26 protein-coding genes are annotated in these 26,064 nt (G+C 36.1%); all 26 read left to right on the top strand.

The genetic code is table 11. From position 1 onward, the window contains the following. Positions 1 to 30 precede the first annotated feature (30 nt). The 26 genes from CD29_RS02085 to atpD all read left to right on the top strand — a co-directional run bounded on the left by CD29_RS02085 (position 31) and on the right by atpD (position 26,063). The gene (locus CD29_RS02085; protein WP_036182338.1) at positions 31 to 1,311 is read left to right on the top strand and encodes a UDP-N-acetylglucosamine 1-carboxyvinyltransferase; all 1,281 of its coding nucleotides are present in this window, start codon (positions 31 to 33) and stop codon (positions 1,309 to 1,311) included. A gap of 84 nt (positions 1,312 to 1,395) precedes the next feature. Continuing rightward, the gene (gene glpX, locus CD29_RS02080) at positions 1,396 to 2,358 is read left to right on the top strand and encodes a class II fructose-bisphosphatase (protein ID WP_036182336.1); all 963 of its coding nucleotides are present in this window, start codon (positions 1,396 to 1,398) and stop codon (positions 2,356 to 2,358) included. A 129-nt stretch (positions 2,359 to 2,487) separates the two neighbouring features. Then, a complete protein-coding gene (gene rho / locus CD29_RS02075) occupies positions 2,488 to 3,771 on the top strand; it encodes a transcription termination factor Rho (RefSeq protein ID WP_036182334.1) in 1,284 nt (427 codons plus the stop codon). 181 nt (positions 3,772 to 3,952) lie between these two features. Further along, positions 3,953 to 4,153: a 50S ribosomal protein L31 gene (gene rpmE, locus CD29_RS02070; RefSeq protein WP_036182332.1), complete on the top strand. Its 201-nt coding sequence runs from the start codon at positions 3,953 to 3,955 to the stop codon at positions 4,151 to 4,153. Between the two features lie 213 nt (positions 4,154 to 4,366). Continuing rightward, positions 4,367 to 4,948 carry a thymidine kinase gene (locus CD29_RS02065; RefSeq protein ID WP_036182329.1) on the top strand — a complete coding sequence of 194 codons (582 nt, stop codon included), beginning with the start codon at positions 4,367 to 4,369 and terminating at the stop codon, positions 4,946 to 4,948. A 183-nt stretch (positions 4,949 to 5,131) separates the two neighbouring features. Next, the gene (prfA, locus tag CD29_RS02060) at positions 5,132 to 6,202 is read left to right on the top strand and encodes a peptide chain release factor 1 (RefSeq protein WP_036182327.1); all 1,071 of its coding nucleotides are present in this window, start codon (positions 5,132 to 5,134) and stop codon (positions 6,200 to 6,202) included. Further along, positions 6,195 to 7,058: a peptide chain release factor N(5)-glutamine methyltransferase gene (prmC, locus tag CD29_RS02055; protein WP_036182325.1), complete on the top strand. Its 864-nt coding sequence runs from the start codon at positions 6,195 to 6,197 to the stop codon at positions 7,056 to 7,058. Before prfA ends, prmC begins: the two co-directional genes overlap by 8 nt. A gap of 45 nt (positions 7,059 to 7,103) precedes the next feature. Next, the gene (locus CD29_RS02050) at positions 7,104 to 7,712 is read left to right on the top strand and encodes a stage II sporulation protein R (protein WP_052123954.1); all 609 of its coding nucleotides are present in this window, start codon (positions 7,104 to 7,106) and stop codon (positions 7,710 to 7,712) included. Between the two features lie 114 nt (positions 7,713 to 7,826). Then, the gene (locus tag CD29_RS02045; protein WP_036182323.1) at positions 7,827 to 8,867 is read left to right on the top strand and encodes an L-threonylcarbamoyladenylate synthase; all 1,041 of its coding nucleotides are present in this window, start codon (positions 7,827 to 7,829) and stop codon (positions 8,865 to 8,867) included. 275 nt (positions 8,868 to 9,142) lie between these two features. Further along, positions 9,143 to 9,649, top strand: a complete 507-nt coding sequence (locus CD29_RS02040; RefSeq protein ID WP_036182321.1) for a manganese efflux pump MntP — start codon at positions 9,143 to 9,145, stop codon at positions 9,647 to 9,649. A 36-nt stretch (positions 9,650 to 9,685) separates the two neighbouring features. Beyond that, positions 9,686 to 10,126, top strand: coding sequence for a low molecular weight protein arginine phosphatase (locus CD29_RS02035; RefSeq protein WP_036182319.1), 441 nt, complete (start codon positions 9,686 to 9,688; stop codon positions 10,124 to 10,126). A 4-nt stretch (positions 10,127 to 10,130) separates the two neighbouring features. After that, positions 10,131 to 11,438: a methyl-accepting chemotaxis protein gene (locus tag CD29_RS02030; RefSeq protein WP_036182317.1), complete on the top strand. Its 1,308-nt coding sequence runs from the start codon at positions 10,131 to 10,133 to the stop codon at positions 11,436 to 11,438. A gap of 514 nt (positions 11,439 to 11,952) precedes the next feature. Continuing rightward, the gene (gene rpiB, locus CD29_RS02025) at positions 11,953 to 12,390 is read left to right on the top strand and encodes a ribose 5-phosphate isomerase B (RefSeq protein WP_036182315.1); all 438 of its coding nucleotides are present in this window, start codon (positions 11,953 to 11,955) and stop codon (positions 12,388 to 12,390) included. Positions 12,391 to 12,471: 81 nt separating this feature from the next. Further along, positions 12,472 to 13,017, top strand: a complete 546-nt coding sequence (locus CD29_RS02020) for a TIGR01440 family protein (RefSeq protein WP_036182313.1) — start codon at positions 12,472 to 12,474, stop codon at positions 13,015 to 13,017. 80 nt (positions 13,018 to 13,097) lie between these two features. Continuing rightward, positions 13,098 to 14,342 (top strand): serine hydroxymethyltransferase, encoded by a 1,245-nt coding sequence (gene glyA, locus CD29_RS02015; protein WP_036182311.1) that lies wholly within the window; start codon positions 13,098 to 13,100, stop codon positions 14,340 to 14,342. A gap of 247 nt (positions 14,343 to 14,589) precedes the next feature. Continuing rightward, positions 14,590 to 16,764: a bifunctional diguanylate cyclase/phosphodiesterase gene (locus CD29_RS02010; protein WP_052123953.1), complete on the top strand. Its 2,175-nt coding sequence runs from the start codon at positions 14,590 to 14,592 to the stop codon at positions 16,762 to 16,764. Positions 16,765 to 17,024: 260 nt separating this feature from the next. After that, on the top strand, positions 17,025 to 17,654 hold the full coding sequence (upp, locus tag CD29_RS02005) for a uracil phosphoribosyltransferase (RefSeq protein WP_036182309.1): 630 nt from the start codon (positions 17,025 to 17,027) through the stop codon (positions 17,652 to 17,654). A 125-nt stretch (positions 17,655 to 17,779) separates the two neighbouring features. Beyond that, positions 17,780 to 18,901: a non-hydrolyzing UDP-N-acetylglucosamine 2-epimerase gene (wecB, locus tag CD29_RS02000; protein WP_036182307.1), complete on the top strand. Its 1,122-nt coding sequence runs from the start codon at positions 17,780 to 17,782 to the stop codon at positions 18,899 to 18,901. A gap of 466 nt (positions 18,902 to 19,367) precedes the next feature. Next, positions 19,368 to 19,751, top strand: a complete 384-nt coding sequence (locus CD29_RS01995) for an ATP synthase subunit I (protein WP_036182305.1) — start codon at positions 19,368 to 19,370, stop codon at positions 19,749 to 19,751. Between the two features lie 14 nt (positions 19,752 to 19,765). Then, positions 19,766 to 20,482 (top strand): F0F1 ATP synthase subunit A, encoded by a 717-nt coding sequence (gene atpB / locus CD29_RS01990; RefSeq protein WP_036182303.1) that lies wholly within the window; start codon positions 19,766 to 19,768, stop codon positions 20,480 to 20,482. Between the two features lie 79 nt (positions 20,483 to 20,561). Then, positions 20,562 to 20,786: a F0F1 ATP synthase subunit C gene (gene atpE, locus CD29_RS01985; protein WP_036182301.1), complete on the top strand. Its 225-nt coding sequence runs from the start codon at positions 20,562 to 20,564 to the stop codon at positions 20,784 to 20,786. A 250-nt stretch (positions 20,787 to 21,036) separates the two neighbouring features. Then, positions 21,037 to 21,555, top strand: coding sequence for a F0F1 ATP synthase subunit B (gene atpF / locus CD29_RS01980; RefSeq protein WP_036182299.1), 519 nt, complete (start codon positions 21,037 to 21,039; stop codon positions 21,553 to 21,555). Further along, positions 21,552 to 22,088 (top strand): F0F1 ATP synthase subunit delta, encoded by a 537-nt coding sequence (locus CD29_RS01975; protein ID WP_036182297.1) that lies wholly within the window; start codon positions 21,552 to 21,554, stop codon positions 22,086 to 22,088. Before atpF ends, CD29_RS01975 begins: the two co-directional genes overlap by 4 nt. A gap of 26 nt (positions 22,089 to 22,114) precedes the next feature. After that, a complete protein-coding gene (gene atpA, locus CD29_RS01970; RefSeq protein WP_036182295.1) occupies positions 22,115 to 23,623 on the top strand; it encodes a F0F1 ATP synthase subunit alpha in 1,509 nt (502 codons plus the stop codon). A 50-nt stretch (positions 23,624 to 23,673) separates the two neighbouring features. Further along, positions 23,674 to 24,537 carry an ATP synthase F1 subunit gamma gene (gene atpG, locus CD29_RS01965; protein ID WP_036182293.1) on the top strand — a complete coding sequence of 288 codons (864 nt, stop codon included), beginning with the start codon at positions 23,674 to 23,676 and terminating at the stop codon, positions 24,535 to 24,537. A 110-nt stretch (positions 24,538 to 24,647) separates the two neighbouring features. Then, positions 24,648 to 26,063, top strand: a complete 1,416-nt coding sequence (gene atpD / locus CD29_RS01960) for a F0F1 ATP synthase subunit beta (protein WP_036182291.1) — start codon at positions 24,648 to 24,650, stop codon at positions 26,061 to 26,063. Position 26,064: the final 1 nt, after the last annotated feature.

Below are 26,064 nucleotides of genomic sequence, written 5' to 3'. Positions count from 1 at the left end.
AAACTTTCCAATTACGAGGGAGAACGCGTTATGGATGTATATAAAATCATTGGCGAAAATCGTCTAAAGGGTACAATCAAAGTCAGCGGTGCCAAAAATAGTGCGGTAGCGTTAATTCCAGCATCAATTCTGGCAAATTCCTCAGTTACTATTGGGGGAATACCTGAAATTGCTGATGCATGGACGTTGAAGGCATTATTGGAAGAAATAGGTGGAGAGGTAACATTTGAAAATGGACAAATGATTGTTGATCCAACTAATATGCTTGCAATTCCTTTACCAAACGGTAACGTTAAGAAGCTGCGAGCTTCTTATTACTTAATGGGAGCAATGCTTGGGCGTTTCAAAAAAGCAGTTGTAGGATTACCGGGTGGATGTTTCTTAGGACCACGCCCAATTGATCAACATATTAAGGGCTTTGAGGCGTTAGGTGCAAAAGTGACGAATGAACACGGTGCCATCTATTTGCGTGCAGAAGAGTTAAAAGGTGCTAAAATTTATTTGGACGTGGCAAGTGTTGGTGCTACGATTAATATTATGCTCGCAGCAGTTCGAGCAAAAGGTCGTACAGTTATTGAAAATGCAGCAAAGGAACCAGAGATTATTGATGTTGCAACCCTCCTTACAAATATGGGAGCGAACATTAAAGGTGCTGGTACGAGTGTCATTCGAATCGATGGAGTAGATGAACTTCACGGGACAAAACATACGATCATTCCTGACCGTATTGAAGCTGCTACATTTATGATTATGGCTGCTGCAATTGGAGATGGTATTACGATTGATAATATTATTCCTTTACATTTAGAAGCAGTAATTGCAAAACTTCGAGAAATGGGTGTAAAGGTAATTGAAGGTGAAGAAAGTGTCTTCATTCCAAAAGCAGATTCTTTGCAGGCCGTTGATGTAAAAACACTAGTATATCCAGGAATCCCCACAGACATTCAACAACCACTTTCCGTTTTAATGACTCAAGCAGTCGGAACATCAAAAGTTACAGATACAATCTATTCAGCAAGATTTAAACATATCGATGAATTACGTCGTATGAATGCAAATGCGAGAGTAGAAGGTAATACTGCCATTATTCAAGGACCAGCAATACTACATGGTTCGTCTGTTACTGCAACTGATTTAAGAGCTGGTGCTGCACTAGTTTTAGCTGGATTGCTTGCAGAAGGAGAGACAGTAATTCACGACATTCATCATATCGAACGTGGATATAGCTCTTTAATCGAAAAGTTAAATTCTTTAGGTGCTAACATTAGACGTGAAACGATTGCGGTTAGCTCCCTTGAATTACAGGAATAAAATTGTATAATCTCTAAAAATGTTTTATGTTACAATAGAGTGTGACATAAACATTCGGGTCACCGAATCGGGAGGAAATATAGCATGGAACGCAGTTTAACAATGGAAGTTGTCCGCGTCACTGAAGCAGCAGCAATTGCATCTGCAAAATGGATGGGACGTGGATTGAAAGACGAAGCAGACGAAGCAGCAACCGCAGCGATGCGTGCATTATTTGATACTATACCAATGCACGGGACAGTTGTAATTGGTGAAGGTGAAATGGACGAAGCTCCGATGCTTTACATCGGTGAAGAATTAGGTCTTCGTAATGGTGGCCCACATGTTGATATTGCAGTAGATCCGCTTGAAGGGACGAATATCGTTGCAAAAGGTACAAATGGCGCGATGACAGTACTTGCAATTGCTGACAGTGGAAACTTATTAAATGCACCTGATATGTATATGGATAAGTTAGCAGTTGGACCTGAAGCAGCTGGAAAAGTAGATATTAACAATTCAGTTACAGAGAATTTGCATGCAGTAGCTAAAGCAAAAAATAAAAACATTTCAGACGTAGTAGCTGTTCTTCTTGATCGCCCTCGTCACCAAAAAATTGTTGATGAAATACGAGCAGCTGGTGCACGTATCAAATTCATTCAAGATGGTGACGTAAGTGCCGCGATTAATACAGCCTTTGATGAAACAGGAATTGATATTATGTTTGGTATGGGTGGAGCCCCAGAAGGAGTCATTTCAGCGGTTGCCTTAAAATGTTTAGGTGGCGATTTCCAAGCGAAATTAGTTCCAGAAGATGATGCACAACTTGAACGTTGCGTAAAAATGGGTATTGATGTATCTAAAGTTCTTTACTTAGAAGACTTAGTAAAAGGTGATGATGCTATTTTTGCTGCTACTGCAGTAACTGATAGCGAATTACTTAAAGGTGTTCAATATAAAGGTGCATATTGTTTAACTAATTCCTTAGTTATGCGTGCAAAAACGGGCACAGTTCGTTTTATCGAAGGTCGTCACAATATCGATAAGAAACCTAGATATGACAAATAACTTCTAAAATATGATGTCTGGTAATATATATAGTTATCAGACATCCTTCCTACAAAACTTTCATTTAACCCTACAATTAGAACATTCCAATGTGTAGAAAACAAAAAAATAAAAGACTGGAGTCATGCAATGTCAGCACTAACAATAGCTCAACTAGAGAATATGACCTTAAAAGAATTATATTCTTTAGCTCGCGATTATAAAATTTCATATTATAGTAAATTAACAAAAAAAGAATTAATATTTGCTATTTTAAAATCTCGTTCGGAACAAGAAGGCTTTTTCTTTATGGAAGGTGTTCTAGAAATTGTATCAAGCGAAGGTTTTGGTTTCCTCCGTCCGATTAACTATTCTCCATCAAAAGAGGATATTTATATTTCTGCTTCACAAATCCGTCGTTTCGATCTTCGAAATGGGGACAAGGTATCTGGAAAAGTAAGACCGCCAAAAGAAAATGAACGTTATTTTGGTTTATTACAAGTGGATGCTGTCAATGGTGAGGATCCAGAAATAGCTAAAGAACGAGTGCATTTTCCTGCATTAACTCCACTTTATCCTGACCGTCATATTAAACTTGAAACAGTACCAACCAAATTATCTACTCGTATAATGGATTTAATTGCTCCTGTAGGATTTGGACAACGTGGATTAATCGTAGCACCACCAAAAGCAGGGAAAACGTCATTATTAAAAGAGATTGCAAATGCAATTACAACAAATTACCCGGAAGCTGAACTAATTGTTCTATTAATCGATGAACGACCTGAGGAAGTTACAGATATTGAACGTTCTGTAAATGCAGATGTAGTAAGTTCAACGTTTGATGAATTACCTGAAAACCATGTTAAAGTAGCTGAGCTAGTTTTAGAACGTGCACGCCGCTTAGTTGAGCATAAAAGAGATGTTATTATTTTAATGGATTCTATTACACGTCTTGCACGTGCATATAACCTTGTTATTCCACCAAGTGGAAGAACGCTTTCGGGTGGTATTGACCCTGCTGCATTCCATAGACCAAAACGTTTCTTCGGTTCCGCAAGAAATATTGAAGACGGTGGAAGTTTAACAATATTAGCAACTGCATTAGTCGACACTGGCTCGCGAATGGATGAGGTTATTTACGAAGAATTTAAAGGTACAGGTAACCTTGAACTGCATTTAGACCGCCATTTATCAGAACGTCGAGTATTCCCAGCGTTAGATATTCGTCGCTCTGGAACGCGAAAAGAAGAGTTATTAATCCCAAGTGAACAGTTAGAAAAGTTATGGGCAATTCGTAAAACATTTACTGATGCACCTGACTTTACTGAGCGTTTCTTAAGGAAGCTTCGCGTTTCAAAAACAAATGAAGAATTTTTTGAAAAGCTAAATGAAGAAATGAAAAAAGCTACTAAAGGAAAAGGTCTAATCTAAGAACTATTGAAATTGGTTAAATCTACAATTGGATTTAATCTTGCATTAATAAATAATTCTTGCTATAATCTTTCAAGTATGTAACGTGTGCATATGTAACTGGCATATTCGGGTTATGTAAGGCACAGTTGGAATAATAAACTCTGTTCCGGATGGTTCAGGGCGAGAGGAGAAAACGAATATGAAACAAGGAATTCATCCAGATTACAAAACTGCAACAGTAACTTGCTCTTGCGGTAACACTTTTGAAACTGGTTCAGTAAAAGAAAAAATTGCAATTGAGTTTTGCAATGAATGTCACCCATTCTATACTGGCCGTCAAAAATTCGCGTCTGCTGACGGACGTGTTGATCGTTTCAACAAAAAATACGGTATTAAATAAGATGAAGTTTAAAGTGCCTGCCATACTAATGGCAGGCATTTTTTAGCTTAAAACACTTAAAATTTTATAAACTAAACTGACTCGATCGAATTTGAGTCATATAACACATAATGTTAATATAATTTTCCATTCCGAAAATGGTTAACAAAAGACAAAATTATTACAGGATAAAATAGATAGAGAAAGTTCATGATAGGGAAAGAGGTAGTTTTAATGGCACAATTATTTTTCAAACATGGTGCAATGAATAGTGGAAAATCAATTGAAATTCTTAAAGTTGCACATAATTATGAAGAACAGAATAAACCAGTATTACTCTTCACTTCTGGTATTGATGATCGTGATGAGGTTGGTTATGTTTCAAGTCGAATTGGACTTAGACGTAAGGTAATTCCAGTTTTTGACCATACAAACATCTTTGAGTATGTAAAGCATCATCACGAACAAAATGAACAACTCTATTGTGTTCTCATCGACGAAGTTCAATTTTTAAAGAAAGAACAAGTTTTACAATTAACAAATATCGTTGATGAACTAAATATCCCCGTAATGGGCTTTGGATTAAAAAACGATTTCCAAAATGAACTTTTTGAAGGTAGCCGTTACATGCTTATTTATGCAGATAAAATTGAAGAAATGAAAACAATTTGTTGGTTCTGTCATAAAAAAGCAACTATGAATTTAAGAGTAGATGAAAATAACAAACCTGTTTATACAGGTGAACAAATTCAAATCGGTGGCAATGATACATATTATCCTGTTTGTAGAAGATGTCATGGGAACCCGCCACTGTAAACTAAGTGCAGATTTTTAAAAAAAGGCCCCGAAAAGTGCCATTCCATAATACACATTTTTACCATAACACTAGCGGTATAGCACATTTTTCTATATACTAATGTAGTGGTTTTTCAATAGATACACGGTATTATGCCGATTATAAAATAAACAAAACTAGAGAGAACAATAGAGGTGAAGTACATGTTTGATCGACTGCAGGCGGTTGAAGATCGTTATGAACGACTGAACGAATTATTAAGCGATCCAGACATCGTTAGCGATAGTAAAAAACTTCGTGAATATTCAAAAGAACAATCAGATATTCAAGATATGGTTGAGGTTTATCGTGAATATAAACAAGTAAAACAACAATTAGCTGATGCAAGGGAAATGCTTGATATCGAAAAAGATCCAGAAATGCATGAACTTGTAAAAGAAGAATTTAATGAGTTGAACGATCGAATTCCAGAATTAGAAGAACGTTTAAAAATCCTTTTAATTCCAAAAGATCCTAACGATGATAAAAACGTTATTATGGAAATACGTGGAGCAGCAGGCGGGGATGAGGCGAATATTTTCGCAGGTGACTTATTCCGTATGTACACTCGGTACGCAGAAGCACAAGGGTGGAAAATTGACATTATGGAAGCATCACCAAACCCAGCAGGTGGTTATAAAGAAGTAATCTTTATGATTAATGGTCAAGGAGCATACTCTCGATTCAAATATGAAAATGGTGCACACCGTGTACAACGAGTTCCAGCTACAGAATCTCAAGGTCGAATTCATACTTCTACAGCAACTGTTGCTTGTTTACCAGAAGTAGAAGAAGTAGATGTAGATATTCATGAAAAAGATATTCGTGTCGATACATTTGCATCATCAGGTGCAGGTGGTCAATCTGTAAATACAACAATGTCCGCGGTACGTATGACCCATCTTCCAACAGGTGTTGTTGTTTCCATGCAAGATGAACGTTCGCAAATTAAAAACCGTGAAAAAGCGATGAAAATCTTACGTGCTCGTGTTGCTGATATGTATATGCAAGAAGCACAGAAAGAAATCGACGCAACGCGTAAATCTGCTGTTGGTACAGGTGATCGCTCTGAACGTATTCGCACATATAATTACCCACAAAACCGTGTTACAGACCATCGCATTGGCTTAACAATCCAAAAGTTAGACCAAATTATGGAAGGTAAGCTTGATGAAGTCTTTGATGCATTAATATTAGAAGACCAATCTGCAAAACTAGCTCACCTAAATGATTAAGCATAGAACGATTTTCGAGGCCCTTAATTGGGCTTCTTCTTTTTTAGTAGAAAAGGGTCGTGATGAGAATGCAGCAAGACTATTAATGCAACACGTTCTCGAAACAAACTATTCTGGATTAATGATGCGAATGCACGATGAAATATCACAAAACCATGGTCTGCAATTTGAACAATATGTTTATGAGCATGCAAAAGGTCGCCCAGTACAATATATTACTGGGGTTGAGGAGTTTTATGGAAGGAAGTTCCTTGTTGACGAGACTGTACTAATTCCTCGTCCTGAAACAGAAGAATTAGTACATGGAATGTTAGAACGAATTTACCGTATGTTTGGAACTACTAAGAGCATTAACTTAGCTGATATCGGAACTGGTAGTGGGGCAATAGCGATTACTATGAAACTTGAACATCCTTCTGCAAGTGTTACTGCAACAGATATTTCGGCAGATGCCCTACAAACTGCTAGGCAAAATGCAAAGATATTAAATGCTGACATTAATTTTAGGCAAGGTGACTTAACGGAACCAATTCAAAATGAAAAGTGGGATGTTATATTATCCAACCCACCGTATATAGCTTTTGATGAAGCAACTGACATGTCTGATGTTGTTTTGGACCACGAACCGCATACAGCTCTTTTTGCTGAAGAAAACGGACTGATTCTCTATCGTAAACTAGCAGAAAACCTTCCAAAACTAGTAAACAAACCTGCAATAATTGGGGTGGAAATAGGTTATACACAGGGAGAAGCGGTTGCGAGTTTCTTTAAAAATAGTTTCCCCCAAGCGAAAATTGACATTGTAAAAGATATTAACAAAAAAAATAGAATGATTTTTTGTGAAATAAATGAATAAAAACATTCCTTTCTGACAATCATGGTGTCAGGGAGGAATGAAACTATGTTAAATGATTACGAGATTACAAGAGAAGAAAATCCTATAAAGTACCATCCAATCATTAGTGTTTTAAGATTAATAGCTAGTGCTATTGCAGTATATTGTGTGATTTTAATGGCTCCACAAGTAATGGAACAAATCTATGAAACTCGTGGAAGCTTTGTAGATGATTCTTTGAAAATTCGTGTAGTTGCGAACAGTAATACAGTTGCAGATCAAAAGTTAAAAGAAACAATGGTTGAAGACTTATCTCCACTTTTTCATGAAATAAAACAAAATGAATTGCTATCTCTTAGTAATGAAGAAGCGTTATCCAAATTGTCTACAGCGATTGAACAAAACTACGCACAGCATGATGTGAAAATCACATTAGGCAAGCATGTCATCCCTGCAAAAGTAGATGTGAATTATTTCTATCCACAAAGCTTGTATAATTCATTAGTTGTGACAATCGGAAGCGGACGTGGGGATAATTTCTGGTGCAGTATATTTCCAGATGTTTGCGAAGGGCCAAGTAGTGCACAAAATGACAATAAAACTGTAGAAGAAAAAGAAGAAAAAGAAGTTGTATTTGTTATTTGGGAATGGATCTTAAGTTTGTTTGGATTCTAAATCTAAATAGTTGGAAAATTCAAAGAATTAAAAACTTATTCACATTTCAGAATAATCTATCCACAAGTTGTGAATAAGTATGAGTGAACTCGATTGAAATAAGGAAGTGTCAGTATGAAAACGTCTTGTATTTCTGTGCGCAATTCGGTGGATAATTCAGAAATTTATTCACAAGCTGTGGATTTGTTAAATGAAGGAGAAGTTGTCGCATTTCCAACCGAAACTGTTTATGGGTTGGGGGCAGTCGCAACAGATGATGAGGCTGTAAAAAAAATTTTTGCTGCAAAAGGCCGTCCTTCAGATAATCCACTCATCGTACATATTGGTTCGATTGAAGAAGTATCATATTATATTGAAGAAGTTCCAGAAACTGCAAAACTATGCATGGAAAAATTTTGGCCAGGTCCATTAACAATTGTCATGAAAGCAAAAAAGGGTATTTTAGCACCAAGTGTTACTGCAGGACTTTCAACGGTTGGTTTACGAATGCCCGATCATCCAGTAGCATTAAATCTCTTAAAAGAATTAAAAAAACCTGTTGCAGCGCCAAGTGCAAACAAAAGTGGAAAGCCAAGTCCTACTAAAGCAAACCATGTAGAAGAAGATTTACAAGGAAGAATTCCATTAATACTTGATGGAGGAACAACAGGAATTGGTTTAGAATCAACTGTATTGGATGTAACGGTTACACCACCCGCGATATTAAGACCAGGGGGTGTAACAAGAGAAATGCTAGAAAATGTAATTGGCGAAGTACTCCAACCATCATTGTCCGAACTAAATCAGAAAGAAACACCTAAAGCACCGGGGATGAAATATACTCATTATGCACCAAATGCACCTGTATTTTTAATTCAACAAGATAGAGAAACTGTGAAAAAAGCAATTAGACAATTACAACTAGATGGTGAGATTGTTGCTTTAATAGCGCCAAGTAAGTTTGAAGATTTAAAAGCTAACTTTTTCTTTTCTCTTGGAAGTAATTTGATTATGGAAGAAATTGGTGCGAAGCTTTATGATGATTTACGTGCTTGTGATAAAACGAACGCTACAATAATATTAGCAACTGCAACATCAACTGATGGTGTTGGAGCAGCCATTATGAATCGTCTAGAAAAAGCCGCTGGACAAAAATGGTTTCAAATTCATGAATAATGTGTTAAAAATTTTTAACTCCACCATAATTAATCTGGTGGGGTTTTTCTTTGGCGGATAGGAAAGTATAGGTTTATCAGAAATCCGCATAAGAAAAGACATCAACTCAGGCCAACACGACGTTGGTCACAGAGCCGTTGCCACACGACGTGGCGCACTTAGGCTCTGTTCATTAATATTCGGGTCGAGTTGTGTTTTTCTAAGTTCAATTACTGATATTGCATGTCCTTTTCGCATAATATGGTAATAATAAAACCAAAGGAAAGAGGACGAGTTTGCAGGAGATACTAATTGGCCTCATAGTAGCACTTGATGTGGTAGCACTATACTTATTGCTTCCATCTGTAAAGCAACGATTTTTATTAGCACTTTGGACAGCCCTATTACATATGATATTCCCGATTATTGGTTTTACAATAGGGAATATGATGGTTGCATTTTTAACGCAATGGTCGAATATTATTTCGAGCATTCTATTGTTTTTTATTGGATTACACTTAATTCTTTCTACACAAAATAGACAAATAAATCCAATTCCTGTCTCAATTTTGGCTATTTCTGCTAGTTTAGATACCTTTTCAGTAAGCATTTCTTTTGGTATGCTTAATTTACAAAAATATTTATTTATTGTAAGTGCAGGGATTTGGACATTCTTCTTATCTTATATATCTTTAACCCTAGCAAGAAAAGGTCATCGTAAATATAAAGGGAAATCCTTAAAGTGGGTCGCGGGGATATCATTAATGGCTTTTAGTATTTATGCCTTACTTAACTATCAATAAACAAAATATACAAGAGAGAAAGAGTGAGATAGCAGCATGAACATTTATTTTGTTTGCACTGGAAATACTTGTCGAAGCCCGATGGCAGAAGCAATTTTAAAACATAAAAATATTGAGGGAATCGAAGTGAAATCTGCGGGAATATACGCATTAGAGGGAGGGGAAATCTCAGAAAATTCAGGAGCAGTTTTGGCTAACGAAGGTATCTTTACTAATCATAAAACTAGTCAAGTTAATCCTGAAGATATTGAATGGGCGGACCTAATTTTAACAATGACATTAGCTCATAAAGAGATGATTCTACGTAGTTTTCCAATTGCAGTAGGAAAAACATTTACATTGAAAGAATACGTTACTCCATACAGTTCAAAAGATGTATCAGATCCTTTCGGTGGAGATATTTACACGTACACACAAACCTATCAAGAATTAAAGAAGTTAATCGATGAACTAGAAACGAAAATCACTGGAGGCTAAACGAATGAATCACAATAGTAATAAAACATTTAGTTTAAGGAAAAAACTTGTTTTATTTGTAACACTATTAGCTCTAATAACGTACTCAACTAGTTTTGTATTTATACATTATTTACATCCATATATTTTTGCTCAATTTGATTTTCTATCCAATAAGATAATATTTGAAATTCTTACATATGTATTGGGAATTGCATGGTCTGGTATCTTAGCTGCAATTTTAGCTGTGGTAATAACGAAACCATTACAACGATTAGAAGCTACTGCCAAAAGTGTTGCTGAAGGTAAAATTGGACAAGATGTTGAGATGCCTAAAACACGCGATGAGATTCAATCTGTAGCCGAGGCATTTCAATTAATGCTAGTAAACTTGCGTCAAATGGTAGAAAGTATTGATACAAATTTCCAAAAGACAAATGCAACAATTATTGATCTATCTGAACAAACTGAAGCAGCATCTAGACAAGCAGAGGGTATTGCAACAACAGTTAGTCAAATTTCACTGGGTGCTGAACAGTCAGCTGACGCAGTGCAAGAAACAGTAGAAGCAATTGAGGATGTGCGGGAATTAGCTAGTGAGGTAAATTCCCGAGCATTAAACTCTGCGACACAATCTAAACAAATTATTCAAGAGTTAGAGACAACAATAGGATCGATTCAAGGTTTAGTCAATAGTATTCGTCAAATCGTAACAGGCAATGAAGAAGCATTGAAAAATATACATCAATTAGAGAAAAATGCAGAGCAGATTGAGAGAATTATTGGTTTAGTAGGTGATATTGCAGCCCAAACAAACCTTTTAGCTTTAAATGCGTCAATCGAAGCAGCTCGTGCTGGTGAACATGGTAAAGGTTTTGCTGTAGTTGCAGAAGAAGTTCGTAGCTTGGCAGATGAAAGTGCAAAAGCTGTGCAGGGAATCACTTCATTAATTAAGACAATGCAAGAGAATGTTAATATTGTAGTAAGACAAATGAATGAGCAAGTTTCGTTTGCTGTAAAAGAATCTGCTAAAGTATCTGAGACTACGAGATTAGTAGAAAGTATGGCAACAAATGTTCACGGTATGGCGGATGCAGTTGTTGATATCTCAGGACTAATCGAAAAGCAAATGGAAAATATTCAAACAACTGCCCATCAATCTCAAGAAGTTGCAGCAATAGCAGAAGAAACATCAGCAGGTGCACAAGAAGTGCGCAGTTCCACAGAAGAACAAGCTTATGCAATTGAACAAATAGAAACACTATCACGTGATTTAAAACTACAATCAGAACAACTTTACAAAGTAATTCAACAATTTGACCGAAATAACTAAAGAAATGCATGGCACCCGACTTTAAGCTTGGGTGCTTTTTTATTTGGTGCCAGGGACTCAAATAATATTGAGTATTCAGGCAGTAAATGCATACGGATAACCTTGTGAAATCTCAATTTATCCAATTTCACAAAAATCACATGTTATAATTAAGATAAAAGTAAGTACTGCTTTCGAAGGCGATTCTAAATCAAATCCTAAATTCAACAATGTATATAAAAAGGATTGAAAAGGGTAAAAACCGAATTAACAGTACAGTTAGGCAGTATTATTCGCCTAAAAAGTGAACGATTAATATAGGTTGTTAAATAACATTCGGATTTTGTTCAAATATTTTCAGAAAAAGAACGGAATTTCATGTTAATCTTATTTAAAAAGTGGTACACTGTTGTTGATAATAGTATAAAATTTTTATCTATTTCATCGTTAGAATATAATAATTCATGTTTAGACAGTTCTATTTATGTAAGAATTAGTCTTATAGGAAGAAATAGAATGAAAAGAGGTAATCTTTGTGAAAATAGCCATTTCATCGGATCATGGTGGAAATAATTTAAGAAGAGAAATTATGGAGCTTTTAGACGAGCTTCAAATACAATATGAAGACTTCGGTCCGCAAACGACAGATTCTGTTGACTATCCAGATTTTGCTAAACCAGTTGCAGAAGGAGTTGCAAGTGGAGAATTTGAACGTGGAATTTTAATTTGTGGTACAGGAATTGGAATGTCCATAGCTGCAAACAAAGTAAAAGGAATTCGTTGTGCTTTAGTTCATGATGTTTTTAGTGCGAAAGCAACGAGAAATCATAATGATTCCAACATTCTAGCAATGGGTGAACGAGTAATCGGCCCTGGATTAGCCCGTGAAATTGTTTCCACTTGGCTAAACACAGACTTTGAAGGTGGACGTCATACACGCCGAGTAGAGAAAATTTCAAAACTAGAAGATTAATTATATTGCTAGGCACTTAAACAATTACAGATATTGCGAATTCTTCGAGTGCCTGGCACCACATAAGGAGGAAGTGTTAAATTGGCAACGTTAGATGTAATTCAAAATGAAATAGCACTTCTATTAACTGAACTAGAACAACAAGTGGAGCTTAAACCAAAACAGCTTTTTATCGTTGGTTGTTCTACTTCTGAAGTGCTAGGTTCAAAAATTGGGACTGCAGGTGCAATGGAAGTTGCAGAAATTCTATATAAAGAACTTCAACAATTTGCAAAAAAACATAACATCTACTTAGCATTTCAAGGGTGCGAGCACATAAATCGAGCATTAACATTAGAATATGAAGCTGCAGAGAAATATGGCTATGAACCAGTAACAGTGGTTCCAGTTAAAAAGGCTGGTGGTTCAATGTCTGCCTATGCATATACACAATTGCATCAACCTGTCGTGGTTGAACATATTCGTGCTCATGCAGGTATTGATATTGGACAAACACTGATTGGTATGCATTTAAAAGAGGTTGCTATTCCACTAAGAACTTCGGTGAAACAGATTGGTGAAGCAATTGTAACGGTTGCGAAAACTCGCCCGAAACTTATTGGTGGGCCAAGAGCTATTTATGAATAGCTGCCTGGCACTCAAGCGATTTGGAAAATTCCGAATTGTTTGAGTGCCAGGCACATACAAAAAAGGGGGAAATTGTGAAAATGGCTTATGAAAAATTAGCGGTGCAAGACAAAGCTGTACTTGAAGGAATTTTAGCAGAGAAAAAACGCCAACAAGCAAACATCGAATTGATCGCATCTGAAAACTTTGTTTCAGAAGCAGTAATGGAAGCACAAGGATCAGTTCTAACAAACAAATACGCTGAAGGTTATCCAGGTAGACGCTACTATGGTGGTTGTGAACACGTTGACGTTGTAGAAAATATCGCTCGTGATCGTGTAAAAGAATTATTTGGTGCAAAATTTGCAAACGTGCAAGCTCACTCAGGTGCACAAGCAAATATGGCTGTATACCACACACTTTTACAACCAGGGGATACAGTTCTAGGGATGAATCTTTCTCATGGTGGTCACTTAACACACGGTTCACCTGTAAACTTCTCAGGTGTTCTATATAATTTTGTAGAGTATGGTGTAACTAAAGATACGAATGTAATAGATTACGAGGATGTTCGTGCGAAAGCATTAGAACATAAACCAAAGTTAATCGTTGCAGGTGCATCAGCTTACCCACGTGAAATTGACTTTGCAAAATTCCGCGAAATTGCTGATGAAATTGGTGCTTACTTTATGGTTGATATGGCTCACATTGCTGGACTTGTAGCAACTGGTGAACATCCATCTCCAGTACCTTACGCACATTTTACTACATCAACAACACATAAAACATTACGTGGACCACGTGGTGGATTAATTTTAACTAATGACGAAGAATTAGCGAAGAAAATTGATAAGTCTGTATTCCCTGGAATTCAAGGTGGTCCATTAATGCACGTAATCGCTGCAAAAGCTGTAGCATTTGGCGAAGCATTACAACCTGAATTCAAAGAATATACAATTCAATTGAAGAAAAATGCAAAAGCTTTAGCTGAAACGTTAATTGCTGAAGGTTTAAAAATTGTTTCAGACGGAACAGATAATCACTTATTACTAGTAAACGTTAAATCAGTTGGCTTAACAGGAAAAGTGGCAGAACATGTTCTGGACGAAGTTGGAATTACATGTAACAAAAACACAATTCCTTATGATGAGGAAAAACCATTTGTAACTTCTGGTATCCGTTTAGGTACAGCTGCTGTTACGAGCCGTGGTTTCAAAGAAGAAGAATTAAAAGAAGTTGGATTAATTATTGCAAAACTTCTTAAAAATCCTGAAGATGAAGCAACAAAACAAGAAGCCGCAGAACGTGTTAAAGCACTAACTGATAAATACCCATTATATGCTTAATCAATAAATATACAGCTATTTATTTAGCTAGATATTTTTAAATCTATTAAAAACTTAATTGAACATTCTGCTAGATTAATAAAAGGGTGACTCAAATTGTTATTATAAATAACGTTATGAGAACACCCTTTTATTATTTTACTAGATATAAAAGTATCATTTGCTCTATTACATAATACGTATTTACTTATATGAACTAAAGAAGGTAAAATATTCATGAATATGTTTATTTTAGGGAGGGAAATGTGTGCTACAACTAATTGATAAAAACAGAATGGCCCTCTTTCAATCAATTAAGTTACTAGGAGATCAGTCCAAAAAAAGTTATGTACTTTTAGAGGTTAATAATGACAAATTCTCAATACTATTTGTCAATGACTCGTTTTGCCATATGACAGGCTTTGAAAAAAATGAATTGTTAAATCAAACATATAATTTACTATTTTCTTATGAGAATAATAAAAAATTAAAAACTTTTGAAGAAATGATACATAGCGGTAAACTTATAAAGGTGGATATATTATTAAATCATAAAAGAGGATTACCTTCTTTAGTTGATGTTACATCTATTCCCTTTCACGTTGAGAATGATAATAATATTTTAGTCTTATTACTTTTTGAAGAATTTTCAAAATTTCACCTTGACCATACATTGCATTTTATAGAAGAACAAATTTATACAGCCATCGAAAAGGAAAGTTCATTATTTAAAAAGTTACAAATGATATGTAATGGTTTAAATGAAGCGTTCCATTTTAATACAGTATCTACCATAATTATAAAAAATGATAATGATATTAATAGTTTACAAATGGTTATGTCACACAATAATGAGCTGAGTGAACCAATAATTATCGAAAGAAAGGCCGAAATTGAATATTACAAACAATACATATTACAGTCGGAGTCCTATGAGATTAAAGACACAAAAGACATTAGAGTACACGCTTACCATAAAAAGATAGTTGAAGGAAAACAATTATTAAAGAGCTTAATAGTACCTATAAAAAATCATGCAAATGATCGAATAGGCGTTATTTTTATGCACTTTAGCGGAAACATTTCTCAAGAAGATTTTGTATACAAAGAATTTATACATAAAATCAATGATTTAATTTCATTAGCCTATATATATGATCAAAAGTTAAGGGAAATTTCTTACCTTGCATATAATGATGTGCCAACAGGAATCCCTAATCGATTAGGCTTTACCGAGAAATTAAGAGAATTAGAACAACGACAAATATTTGGTTTTATTCATATAATTGAGCCAACAGAGTTCTCGGAAATTGTAGAGTTATATGGTCGAGATGCGGGGGATGAATTACTTAAACAACTTTGCAGAAAAATGAATATGATGCGCAGAAAAGAAGAAGATTTTATTGGAAGGTTTTCTAGTTCGAAAATCATCGCATTTACTAATTGCATTGTTGGTGAAAAAATTCCGGATTTTGAAGCGATCATGGAAATTTTAGTGGAAACACCATTTATCGTTCAAAACAACCAAGTCTATATAACCTTAAAAAATGGGACATCCCCATTTAATGAAAAAGTTTCATATAATGACTCAATCCGTTTTGCTGAAAATGCATTTAGAAAGGCGAAAAGTAAAGCTGGAAACGTAGTTATGGAATATAAAAATGAGATGGATAGGAACTTAAAACAAAATTTATTAATTAGTAGTCATTTAACAGAGGCAGTTAAAAATAAGGAAATCCAAGTCTATTTTCAACCAAAAATTAATTTGAAGAATAGAACAGTTAGTAGTATAGAGGCTCTAGCAAGATGGAATTCTCCAACTCTTGGATTTATTTCACCCCAAGATTTTATGGCGGTAGCCGAGAAAACGGGACTAGTAAGAGATATTGACTTACAAGTAATCGAATTAGTATTACAGTGGTTTCAAAATAGAAAAAAAGATTCAAAGAAAGTTATACCAGTGGCAGTTAACATATCACCAGAGCATTTCTATCATCCTAGATTTATAGATCAACTTTCAGATTTAGTAAAAAAATATGATGCAGACCCAACAAATATAATTATAGAAATTACAGAAAACATGAGTCTTGTTGATTTGCCGAAAGCTAGACAAATTATCAATGAACTAAATGCTAAGGGATTTAGTTCTAGTGTTGATGACTTTGGAATGGGTTATTCGTCTCTAAATTATTTGCAAGAGCTACCTATTTCTGAACTGAAAATAGATCGTAATTTTACAATGAAACTTCATGATTCAGGAACTTATGCGATTGTCAAAGCAATTTTACAGATTGCCGATGCGTTAAATATTGAAACAGTTGCTGAAGGTGTGGAAACAGAAGAACAGGCAAGAATTTTAAAAGAACTTGGATGTAACACAGGTCAAGGGTATTTGTTTGATAAACCGATACCAGTTGAGGAATTTAATCGCAAATTCGAATGATTATAAAAAGGTGTGGCATATTAGAATTGGTCACATCTTTTTTAGCGGATAGGAAAGTATAAGTTTTTCGGAAATCCGCATAAGAAAAGACATCAACTCGACCTATTTGGGTCGAGTTGTGTTTTTCTAATTTGCAAAAAAATAGCAAATGAAATAAAACTCAATATGTTGTAAAAAATGTGTCGGATTCTGTACTTTAGAGATGAATACATTTTTGTTATACTAAGTAAGATTTAACAACAGATAGGAGAGATCCCAAAATGGGCAAAGTTTATGTATTTGATCATCCATTAATCCAGCATAAGTTAACGTATATTCGCGATAAAAATACTGGAACTAAAGAATTTAGAGAATTGGTAGATGAAGTCGGCACATTAATGGCATTCGAAATTACACGTGATATGCCGCTAGAAGAAATAGAAATTGACACACCGATTCAAAAAGCGAAAACAAAAGTGTTATCAGGAAAGAAATTAGCAATTGTTCCTATATTAAGAGCAGGTCTTGGAATGGTAGAAGGTGTTTTAAAACTAATTCCAGCTGCGAAAGTAGGACACGTTGGTTTATACCGAGATCCGCAAACTTTAAAACCGGTTGAATATTACGTGAAATTACCTGCTGATGTGGAAGAACGTGAATTTATTGTAGTTGACCCAATGCTTGCCACTGGGGGATCTGCTGTTGAAGCTATAAATGCACTGAAAAAACGTGGTGCGAAGAATATTAAGTTCATGTGTTTAGTTGCTGCTCCTGTTGGGGTAGAAGCAATGCAAGAGGCACATCCTGATGTAGATATTTACATTGCAGCATTAGACGAAAAACTAAATGACCATGGATATATTGTTCCAGGATTAGGAGATGCTGGGGATCGTTTATTTGGAACGAAATAAAAGTAACTTGTATTTTATGTTAAGATATATCTGATGTTTAGAAAAAGTTTGAAAAAACATAGTGTAAAGCGTCCTTTTTTGAAAAGGGCGTTTCTCTATGAAAATAAAAAGGTGGTGCAAGTGTCATGAGTAAAAAGTGGAAAGTCATGACCATTTTTGGTACAAGACCAGAAGCTATTAAAATGGCTCCTCTTGTATTAGAACTTCAAAAGAATACGGATACAATCGAATCCATAGTTGCTGTTACGGCGCAACATCGTCAAATGCTTGACCAGGTACTAGAAACGTTTGAAATTACTCCAGATTACGATCTAAATATAATGAAGGATCGTCAAACGCTTATTGATGTAACAACAAATGCGTTAAAAGGCCTTGATGAAGTAATGAAAGAAGCAAAACCAGATATTGTCCTTGTACATGGAGATACATCTACGACATTTGTAGGAAGTTTAGCTGCTTTCTATAACCAAATTGCGATTGGACATGTTGAGGCAGGACTTCGCACAGGCAATAAATATTCACCATATCCTGAAGAAATGAATCGCCAGTTAACAGGAGTTCTTGCCGACCTTCATTTTTCACCTACAGAACAATCAAAAGAAAATCTTTTAATTGAAAATAAAAATCCTGAAACGATTTTTGTAACGGGTAATACAGCAATCGACGCCTTGAAAACAACGGTTCGTGATCAATATAGTCATCCGGTTTTAGATAAAATAGGTGATGATCGTATGATTTTATTAACTGCTCACCGACGTGAAAATTTAGGTGAACCTATGCGCAATATGTTCCGTGCGATTAAAAGATTACTATCGGAACATGATGATTTACAAGTAGTCTATCCTGTTCATTTAAACCCTGCTGTCCGTGAAGTTGCAGATGAAATACTAGGAAATGACGAAAGAATTCATTTAATCGAACCTTTAGAAGTTTTAGACTTCCATAACTTTGCTGCAAGATCATACATGATTCTAACAGACTCAGGTGGTGTGCAAGAAGAAGCGCCGTCTTTAGGAAAGCCTGTACTTGTATTACGAGATACAACAGAACGTCCAGAAGGAATTGCTGCTGGAACATTAAAGCTTGCAGGAACAGATGAAGAAACGATTTATACTTTGGCAAAAGAATTAATAGAAGATTCAAATGCTTACGAAAATATGGCAAAAGCCTCGAATCCATATGGTGATGGATTCGCATCCCGTAGAATTGTAGAAGCATTGATTAATTTTTTGAATAGAAGTAAATAATACTAACCAATCCAATGGACAAAAGTGACAAAGAATGAAAATGTCAACGTATCATTGTTTTTGTCAACAAATTGACAATCTTTTTGAAGTTGTGAAGTTTTTCACTTTAACCAATTGACATCATTTTTTCACTATTGTATGCTTACAAAGGGTAAGTATGATAAGGGTTTTGACAGGTTATACAGCCTCTGAACACTTGTTATATCAAGTTTCTACTAGATTGACAGTAAAAACTTTTTAATGTCAATTTGCAACGTCATCTAGCGTAAAATTGCTATGTGTATTGTTCAAAGTTTACAAAGAGAATTAGGATGTTTGTTTATTCGAGAAATTTCGATACAAAAGAGCAAATATTTTCTAATTCCTACACTATTTGTATCCTAATGTAAACGTTCACTTGATATCACTTATTATGTGATAGCCGATACCATGTTTACTCGAAAAAATGTTCAGGAGATATAGTCCAATGCTAGATTTGCATCAGATTTTTATTATGCAGAAGAAAGCGCTATTTTTTTTGCTAGCTCTCTGTGTATTAGGTTGGGGAATTACACCGTATGGATCCATTTTCCTGGGATTAGGTTTAGGTGCATTCTTTGGTACATATAACTTTTGGATACTTACTCGACGTATGGACAGGTTTGATCGGAACCTTGAAGTGGGGAAGAAAACTGCTTCTCTTGGAACAGCATTACGCTTTGGATCAGGTGTTGCAGCAGCAGCTGTCGCTCTTACGTTGCCACAATATTTTCACTTGATTAGCACAATTGTTGGGCTAATGATTCCATACGTATTCCTCTTTGTAGGAGCTTTCGTATCTTTAGTTAAAAAAAGTAGCAATGGAAAGTGAGGTGAAATGCAGTAATGAGTCATGGAGCTCCAGAGATTACACTATTTGGTTTTTTAACATTTAACTTATCAACAGTTTTAATGTTATTAATTACAGCTGCTATTGTATTTATTATCGCAGTTATAGCTACTCGTAATTTAAAATTGAAACCAACTGGTATGCAGAACTTCTTTGAGTGGGTAATGGATTTTGTTAAAGGAATTATTAATAGTAACATGGATTGGAAAACAGGTGGGCGATTCCATATTTTAGGGATTACACTTATCATGTTTATCGCAATTGCAAACCTTATAGGTTTACCACTCGGAGGTTTATACATTAACGGCGATCTTTGGTGGAAATCACCAACAGCTGACCCAGTTGTTACAATGACATTAGCATCTATGGTAATGGTGCTTGCAACGTATTACAGTATTCGTATGCGTGGAACAGGTCATTATTTAAAAACATTTGTTCAACCAATGTCTTTTATGTTCCCACTTAAAATTATTGAAGAATTTGCAAACACATTAACATTAGGTCTACGTCTTTACGGTAACATTTATGCCGGTGAGATCTTACTTGGTTTACTAGCTGGACTAGCTGGTTCAAGTATTTTAGGTTTCTTCGGTGCTATCATTCCAACGATGGCATGGCTTGGATTCTCGATTTTCATTGGATTTATCCAGGCGTTCATCTTCACTATGTTAACAATGGTTTATATTTCACACAAAGTGAGTACAGACCATTAATAATAAAAGCTTTTAGTGTATCACATTAAGATGCTTAAAAAATTAAACACAAACACAATTCCAAGGAGGAAATTTACAAATGACAGGTTCAATAGGTTTATTAGCAGCAGCAATTGCTATCGGTTTAGCAGCACTAGGTGCAGGTATTGGTAACGGTATGATCGTATCACGTACAGTAGAAGGTATCGCTCGTCAACCAGAAGCAAAAGGTACTCTTACAACTACAATGTTCATCGGGGTTGCGTTAGTAGAAGCATTACCGATCATCGGGGTAGTAGTAGCATTTATCGTAATGAACCAATAATTGTTGTTCTTTACTTACTAAGAATGGCGAAGAGTATTTCCATAAAGAAACTTCGCCATTCATTTTATTGAGAATAGGCAACTGTCTATTCATATGAAAATGAATGAAATGTGATTTTTTTAAATAGAATTAGCGCCATCATGCAGTTTGGTTAATAAGGTTATTCTATGATTCTAGATAGTCCTATATACCCTTAAAAGTTACTATTGGCGTAAAGTGAATTCAAGCTCTTGAAGGGAGTGAAACAATCGTGTTTTTAGATAATTTTGTACTGAATGCGGAAGTCAGCTTTAACGGCGGTGACGTATTAGCTACACTGATTATTTTCTTAGTATTAATGATACTTCTTAAAAAATTCGCTTGGGGTCCATTAATGGGCATCATGAGACAACGTGAAGAATTAGTAGCTAGTGAAATCGATGCAGCTGAAAACGCTCGCAAAGAAGCAGCGAAAACATTAGAAGAACAAAAAGCATTATTAAAAGAAGCTCGCACAGAAGCTCAAACAATTGTTGAAAGTGCGAAAAAACAAGGCGATATTCAACGTGAAGAAATTATCTCAGCAGCTCGTGCGGAAGCAAACCGCTTGAAAGAATCTGCTGTTCGTGAAATCGAAACAGAAAAAGAAAAAGCAATTCTTGCTGTTCGTGAAGAAGTCGTTTCACTATCAGTTCTTGCGGCATCTAAAGTTCTTGGTAAAGAAATTTCAGAAGAGGACAATAGCGCATTAATTAAAGAAACGATTGCGAAGGCGGGCGAAGCGAAATGAGTAGATCGCAAGTAGCAAAACGTTATGCAGAAGCTCTTTTTCAACTAGCTCAAGAAAAAAAGGCTCTTGCTGAAGTAAGTAGTGACTTAAAGGAATTAGTAAAAGTAATTATAGCTAACCCAGAGTTACTTTCATTACTATCTAATCCAAAGTTCTCTATTGAACGTAAGAAGCAAATCGTATCTGAAATTTTCTCAAATGCTAATAAAATTGTAGTTAATACTCTTGAACTTTTAATTGATAAGAAAAGAGTTAATGAACTAACAAATTTAGCTGAAGAATTTTCAGTATTAGCTGCGGCTGCAGAAGGTGCAGCTGATGCAAAAGTATTCTCAACTCGTGCACTTACAGATGCAGAATTAAACGAAATCTCATCTGCATTTGCAGTTCGTGTTGGAAAACAAAAATTAAACATAACAAACGAAATCGATCCATCACTTTTAGGTGGAGTTCGCGTTCAAATCGGCAACTACATTTTTGATAACACTGTAGCTAGTAAGCTTGCGGGATTAAAACGTACGTTAGTTGGTTAATAAAAGAAATGTGAGAGGTGACATTCATGGGCATCAAGGCTGAAGAAATCAGCGTGCTGATAAAAAAGCAGATTGAAAATTATCAATCTGAATTAGAAGTAAGCGAAGTTGGTACGGTAATCACTGTTGGTGACGGTATCGCTCGTGCTCATGGCCTCGACAACGTCATGGCTGGAGAGCTACTTGAGTTCTCAAATGGTGTTATGGGTATGGCTCAAAACTTAGAAGATGGTAACGTTGGTATCATTATTCTAGGTAATTACCTAGGCATCAAAGAAGGCGATGAAGTTCGTCGTACAGGTCGTATTATGGAAGTTCCAGTTGGTGAAGAACTAATTGGTCGTGTAGTAAACCCACTAGGTCAACCAGTGGATGGACAAGGTCCTATCAATACTACAAAAACTCGTCCTATCGAAAGCCCAGCTTTCGGAGTTATGGCTCGTAAATCAGTACATGAACCATTACAAACAGGTATTAAAGCGATTGACGCACTTGTTCCAATCGGACGTGGTCAACGTGAGTTAATCATCGGTGACCGTCAAGTTGGTAAAACTTCGATCGCAATCGATACAATCCTTAACCAAGCAGACCAAGATATGATTTGTATCTACGTTGCTATTGGTCAAAAAGAATCTACAGTTCGTGGCGTAGTTGAAACACTACGTAAACACGGTGCTCTAGATTACTCAATCGTTGTAACTGCATCTGCATCTCAACCAGCTCCATTATTATACTTAGCACCTTATGCTGGTGTATCTATGGCTGAAGAGTTCATGTTACAAGGTAAACACGTATTAATCGTATACGATGATTTATCTAAACAAGCAGCAGCTTACCGTGAGCTTTCATTATTATTACGTCGTCCTCCAGGTCGTGAAGCTTACCCAGGTGACGTATTCTACTTACACAGTCGTTTATTAGAACGTGCTGCAAAATTAAACGAAACATACAAAAATGGTTCGATTACAGCTCTTCCATTCGTTGAGACACAAGCTGGGGATATCTCTGCATACATCCCAACTAACGTAATCTCAATCACTGATGGACAAATCTTCTTACAATCTGACTTATTCCACTCAGGTGTACGTCCAGCGATTAACGCGGGATTATCTGTATCACGTGTTGGTGGATCTGCTCAAATTAAAGCGATGAAAAAAGTTGCTGGTACACTACGTCTTGACTTAGCTGCTTACCGTGAACTTGAAGCGTTCGCTCAATTCGGTTCAGATTTAGATAAACAAACTCTTGCAAAACTTGAACGTGGTAAACGTACGGTTGAAGTTCTTAAACAAGATCTAAACAAACCAATTAAAGTTGAAAAGCAAGTAACAATTCTTTATGCATTAACAAAAGGTTTCTTAGATGATATTCCAGTACAAGATATCACTCGTTTTGAAGCTGAATTATACAGCTGGTTAGATGTTAACCACACAAACGTTTTAGATCATATCCGTACGACAAAAGAACTTCCATCTGATCAAGAAATGGCAACTGCTCTTAACGAATTCAAAAAGACTTTTGCAAAATCAGAATAATTCCAGTCGTAAGTCAATGTGAATAAAAACGAAAAGGTGGTGAAATACCGGTGGCAAGTTTACGTGAGGTCAAAAATCGTATTAACTCTACGAAGAAAACAAAAGCAATGACAAAAGCGATGCAAATGGTTTCTGCTTCTAAGAAAGCACGTGCAGAGCAAAATGCGAAAAGTTATGTTCCTTACATGGAGAAAGTACAAGATGTTGTAGCTGCAATTGCTTCAGGTACAACTGATGCTTCACATCCAATGTTAGTATCACGTCCTGTAAAGAAAACGGGCTATATCATTATTACTTCTGACCGTGGTTTAGCAGGGGCATATAACTCAAGTGTTATTCGTGGATTAGTTAATACGTTAAATCAACGTCATAAGTCAAAAGATGAGTATGTCATTTTAGCGATTGGTCGTGTAGGTAAAGATTACTTTGCAAAACGTGATTACAACGTTGTTGACAGTGTAGTAGGACTTCCTGACCAACCTTCATTCTCAGACGTAAAAGCAATCGCTCGTAAAGCTGTTGGTATGTTCGCTGAAGGTACATTCGATGAATTGTATATGTACTACAACCACTATATCAGTGTTATTCAACAAGAAGTTACTGAGAAAAAGGTGTTACCAATTACTGATTTAGCACCAGCTTCTGAAGGGGTAACTGCTTCTTATGAATTCGATCCAAGTGCGGAGGCAATTTTAGAAGTGTTATTACCACAATATGCAGAAAGCTTAGTTTTCGGTGCAATTTTAGATGGTAAAGCAAGTGAACATGCTGCTCGTATGACAGCGATGAAAGCTGCAACAGACAATGCAGACGAATTAATTAAATCATTAGATCTTTTATATAACCGTGCGCGTCAAGCGGCGATTACACAAGAAATTACAGAAATTGTTGGTGGAGCGGCAGCCTTAGAATAGGCTCGCTTCCCAATGTCCGTATAAGGTGAAAGCGAAACTTAATCGAATTACTTTATATTCATTACATAGATTTCGCTAAATTACCAAACTCGATAGGAGGGCACACAGAAATGAACATAGGACACGTTAGCCAAGTAATGGGTCCAGTTGTTGACGTAAAATTCAGCAACGGCCAATTACCAGCAATCTATAACGCGTTAACAGTTAAGATTGAACGTCCAAACGAAGAAGCTGTAACTTTAACGTTAGAAGTAGCTATTCATTTAGGTGACGACTCTGTCCGCACAATTGCCATGTCATCTACTGACGGTTTAAAACGTGGAGCAGAAGTTACTGATTTAGGAAATCCAATTTCTGTACCAGTTGGTGACGTAACTTTAGGACGTGTATTCAACGTACTAGGTGAAATCATTGACCTTGGTGAAGAAATTCCAACAGCAGCTCGCCGTGATCCAATTCACCGCGAAGCTCCAAAATATGAAGAATTAACTACAGAAGTACAAATCCTTGAAACAGGTATTAAAGTAGTAGACCTATTAGCCCCATACATTAAAGGTGGTAAAGTAGGTTTATTCGGTGGTGCCGGTGTAGGTAAAACTGTATTAATTCAAGAGTTAATCAACAACATCGCTCAAGGACACGGTGGTATCTCCGTATTCGCTGGTGTAGGTGAACGTACTCGTGAGGGTAACGACTTATTCCACGAAATGAGTGACTCAGGCGTTATTAGCAAAACATCAATGGTATTCGGTCAAATGAACGAGCCACCTGGTGCACGTATGCGTGTTGCCTTAACTGGTTTAACAATGGCTGAATTCTTCCGTGATGAACAAGGTCAAGACGTTCTTTTATTCATCGATAACATCTTCCGTTTCACTCAAGCAGGTTCTGAGGTATCAGCGTTATTAGGTCGTATGCCTTCTGCCGTTGGTTACCAACCAACTCTTGCTACAGAAATGGGTAACTTACAAGAACGTATCACATCTACAAACAAAGGTTCTGTTACATCGATCCAAGCGATCTACGTACCAGCCGATGACTATACTGACCCAGCACCAGCAACAACTTTTGCTCACTTAGATGCAACAACTAACTTAGAGCGTAAATTGTCTGAGATGGGTATCTACCCTGCGGTGGATCCACTAGCATCAACTTCTCGTGCATTATCACCTGAAATCGTTGGCGAAGAACACTATTCAGTAGCTCGTGGTGTACAATCTACATTACAACGTTACCGTGAATTACAAGATATCATCGCTATCTTAGGTATGGATGAGTTATCTGATGACGATAAGAAAACAGTTGAACGTGCTCGTCGTATTCAATTCTTCTTATCTCAAAACTTCCACGTTGCGGAACAATTTACTGGTCAAAAGGGTTCATTCGTACAAGTAAAAGATACTGTACGTAGCTTCAAGGAAATTCTTGAAGGTAAATATGATCACTTACCAGAAGATGCATTCCGTTTAGTTGGTAGCATTGAAGAAGTTGTTGAAAAAGCAAAAGCTATGGGCGTAGAGGTATAAT

This window comes from Ureibacillus manganicus DSM 26584, from assembly GCF_000772945.1.
Lineage (GTDB): Bacteria > Bacillota > Bacilli > Bacillales_A > Planococcaceae > Ureibacillus > Ureibacillus manganicus.
This window is presented reverse-complemented; position numbering and strand designations above follow the sequence as displayed.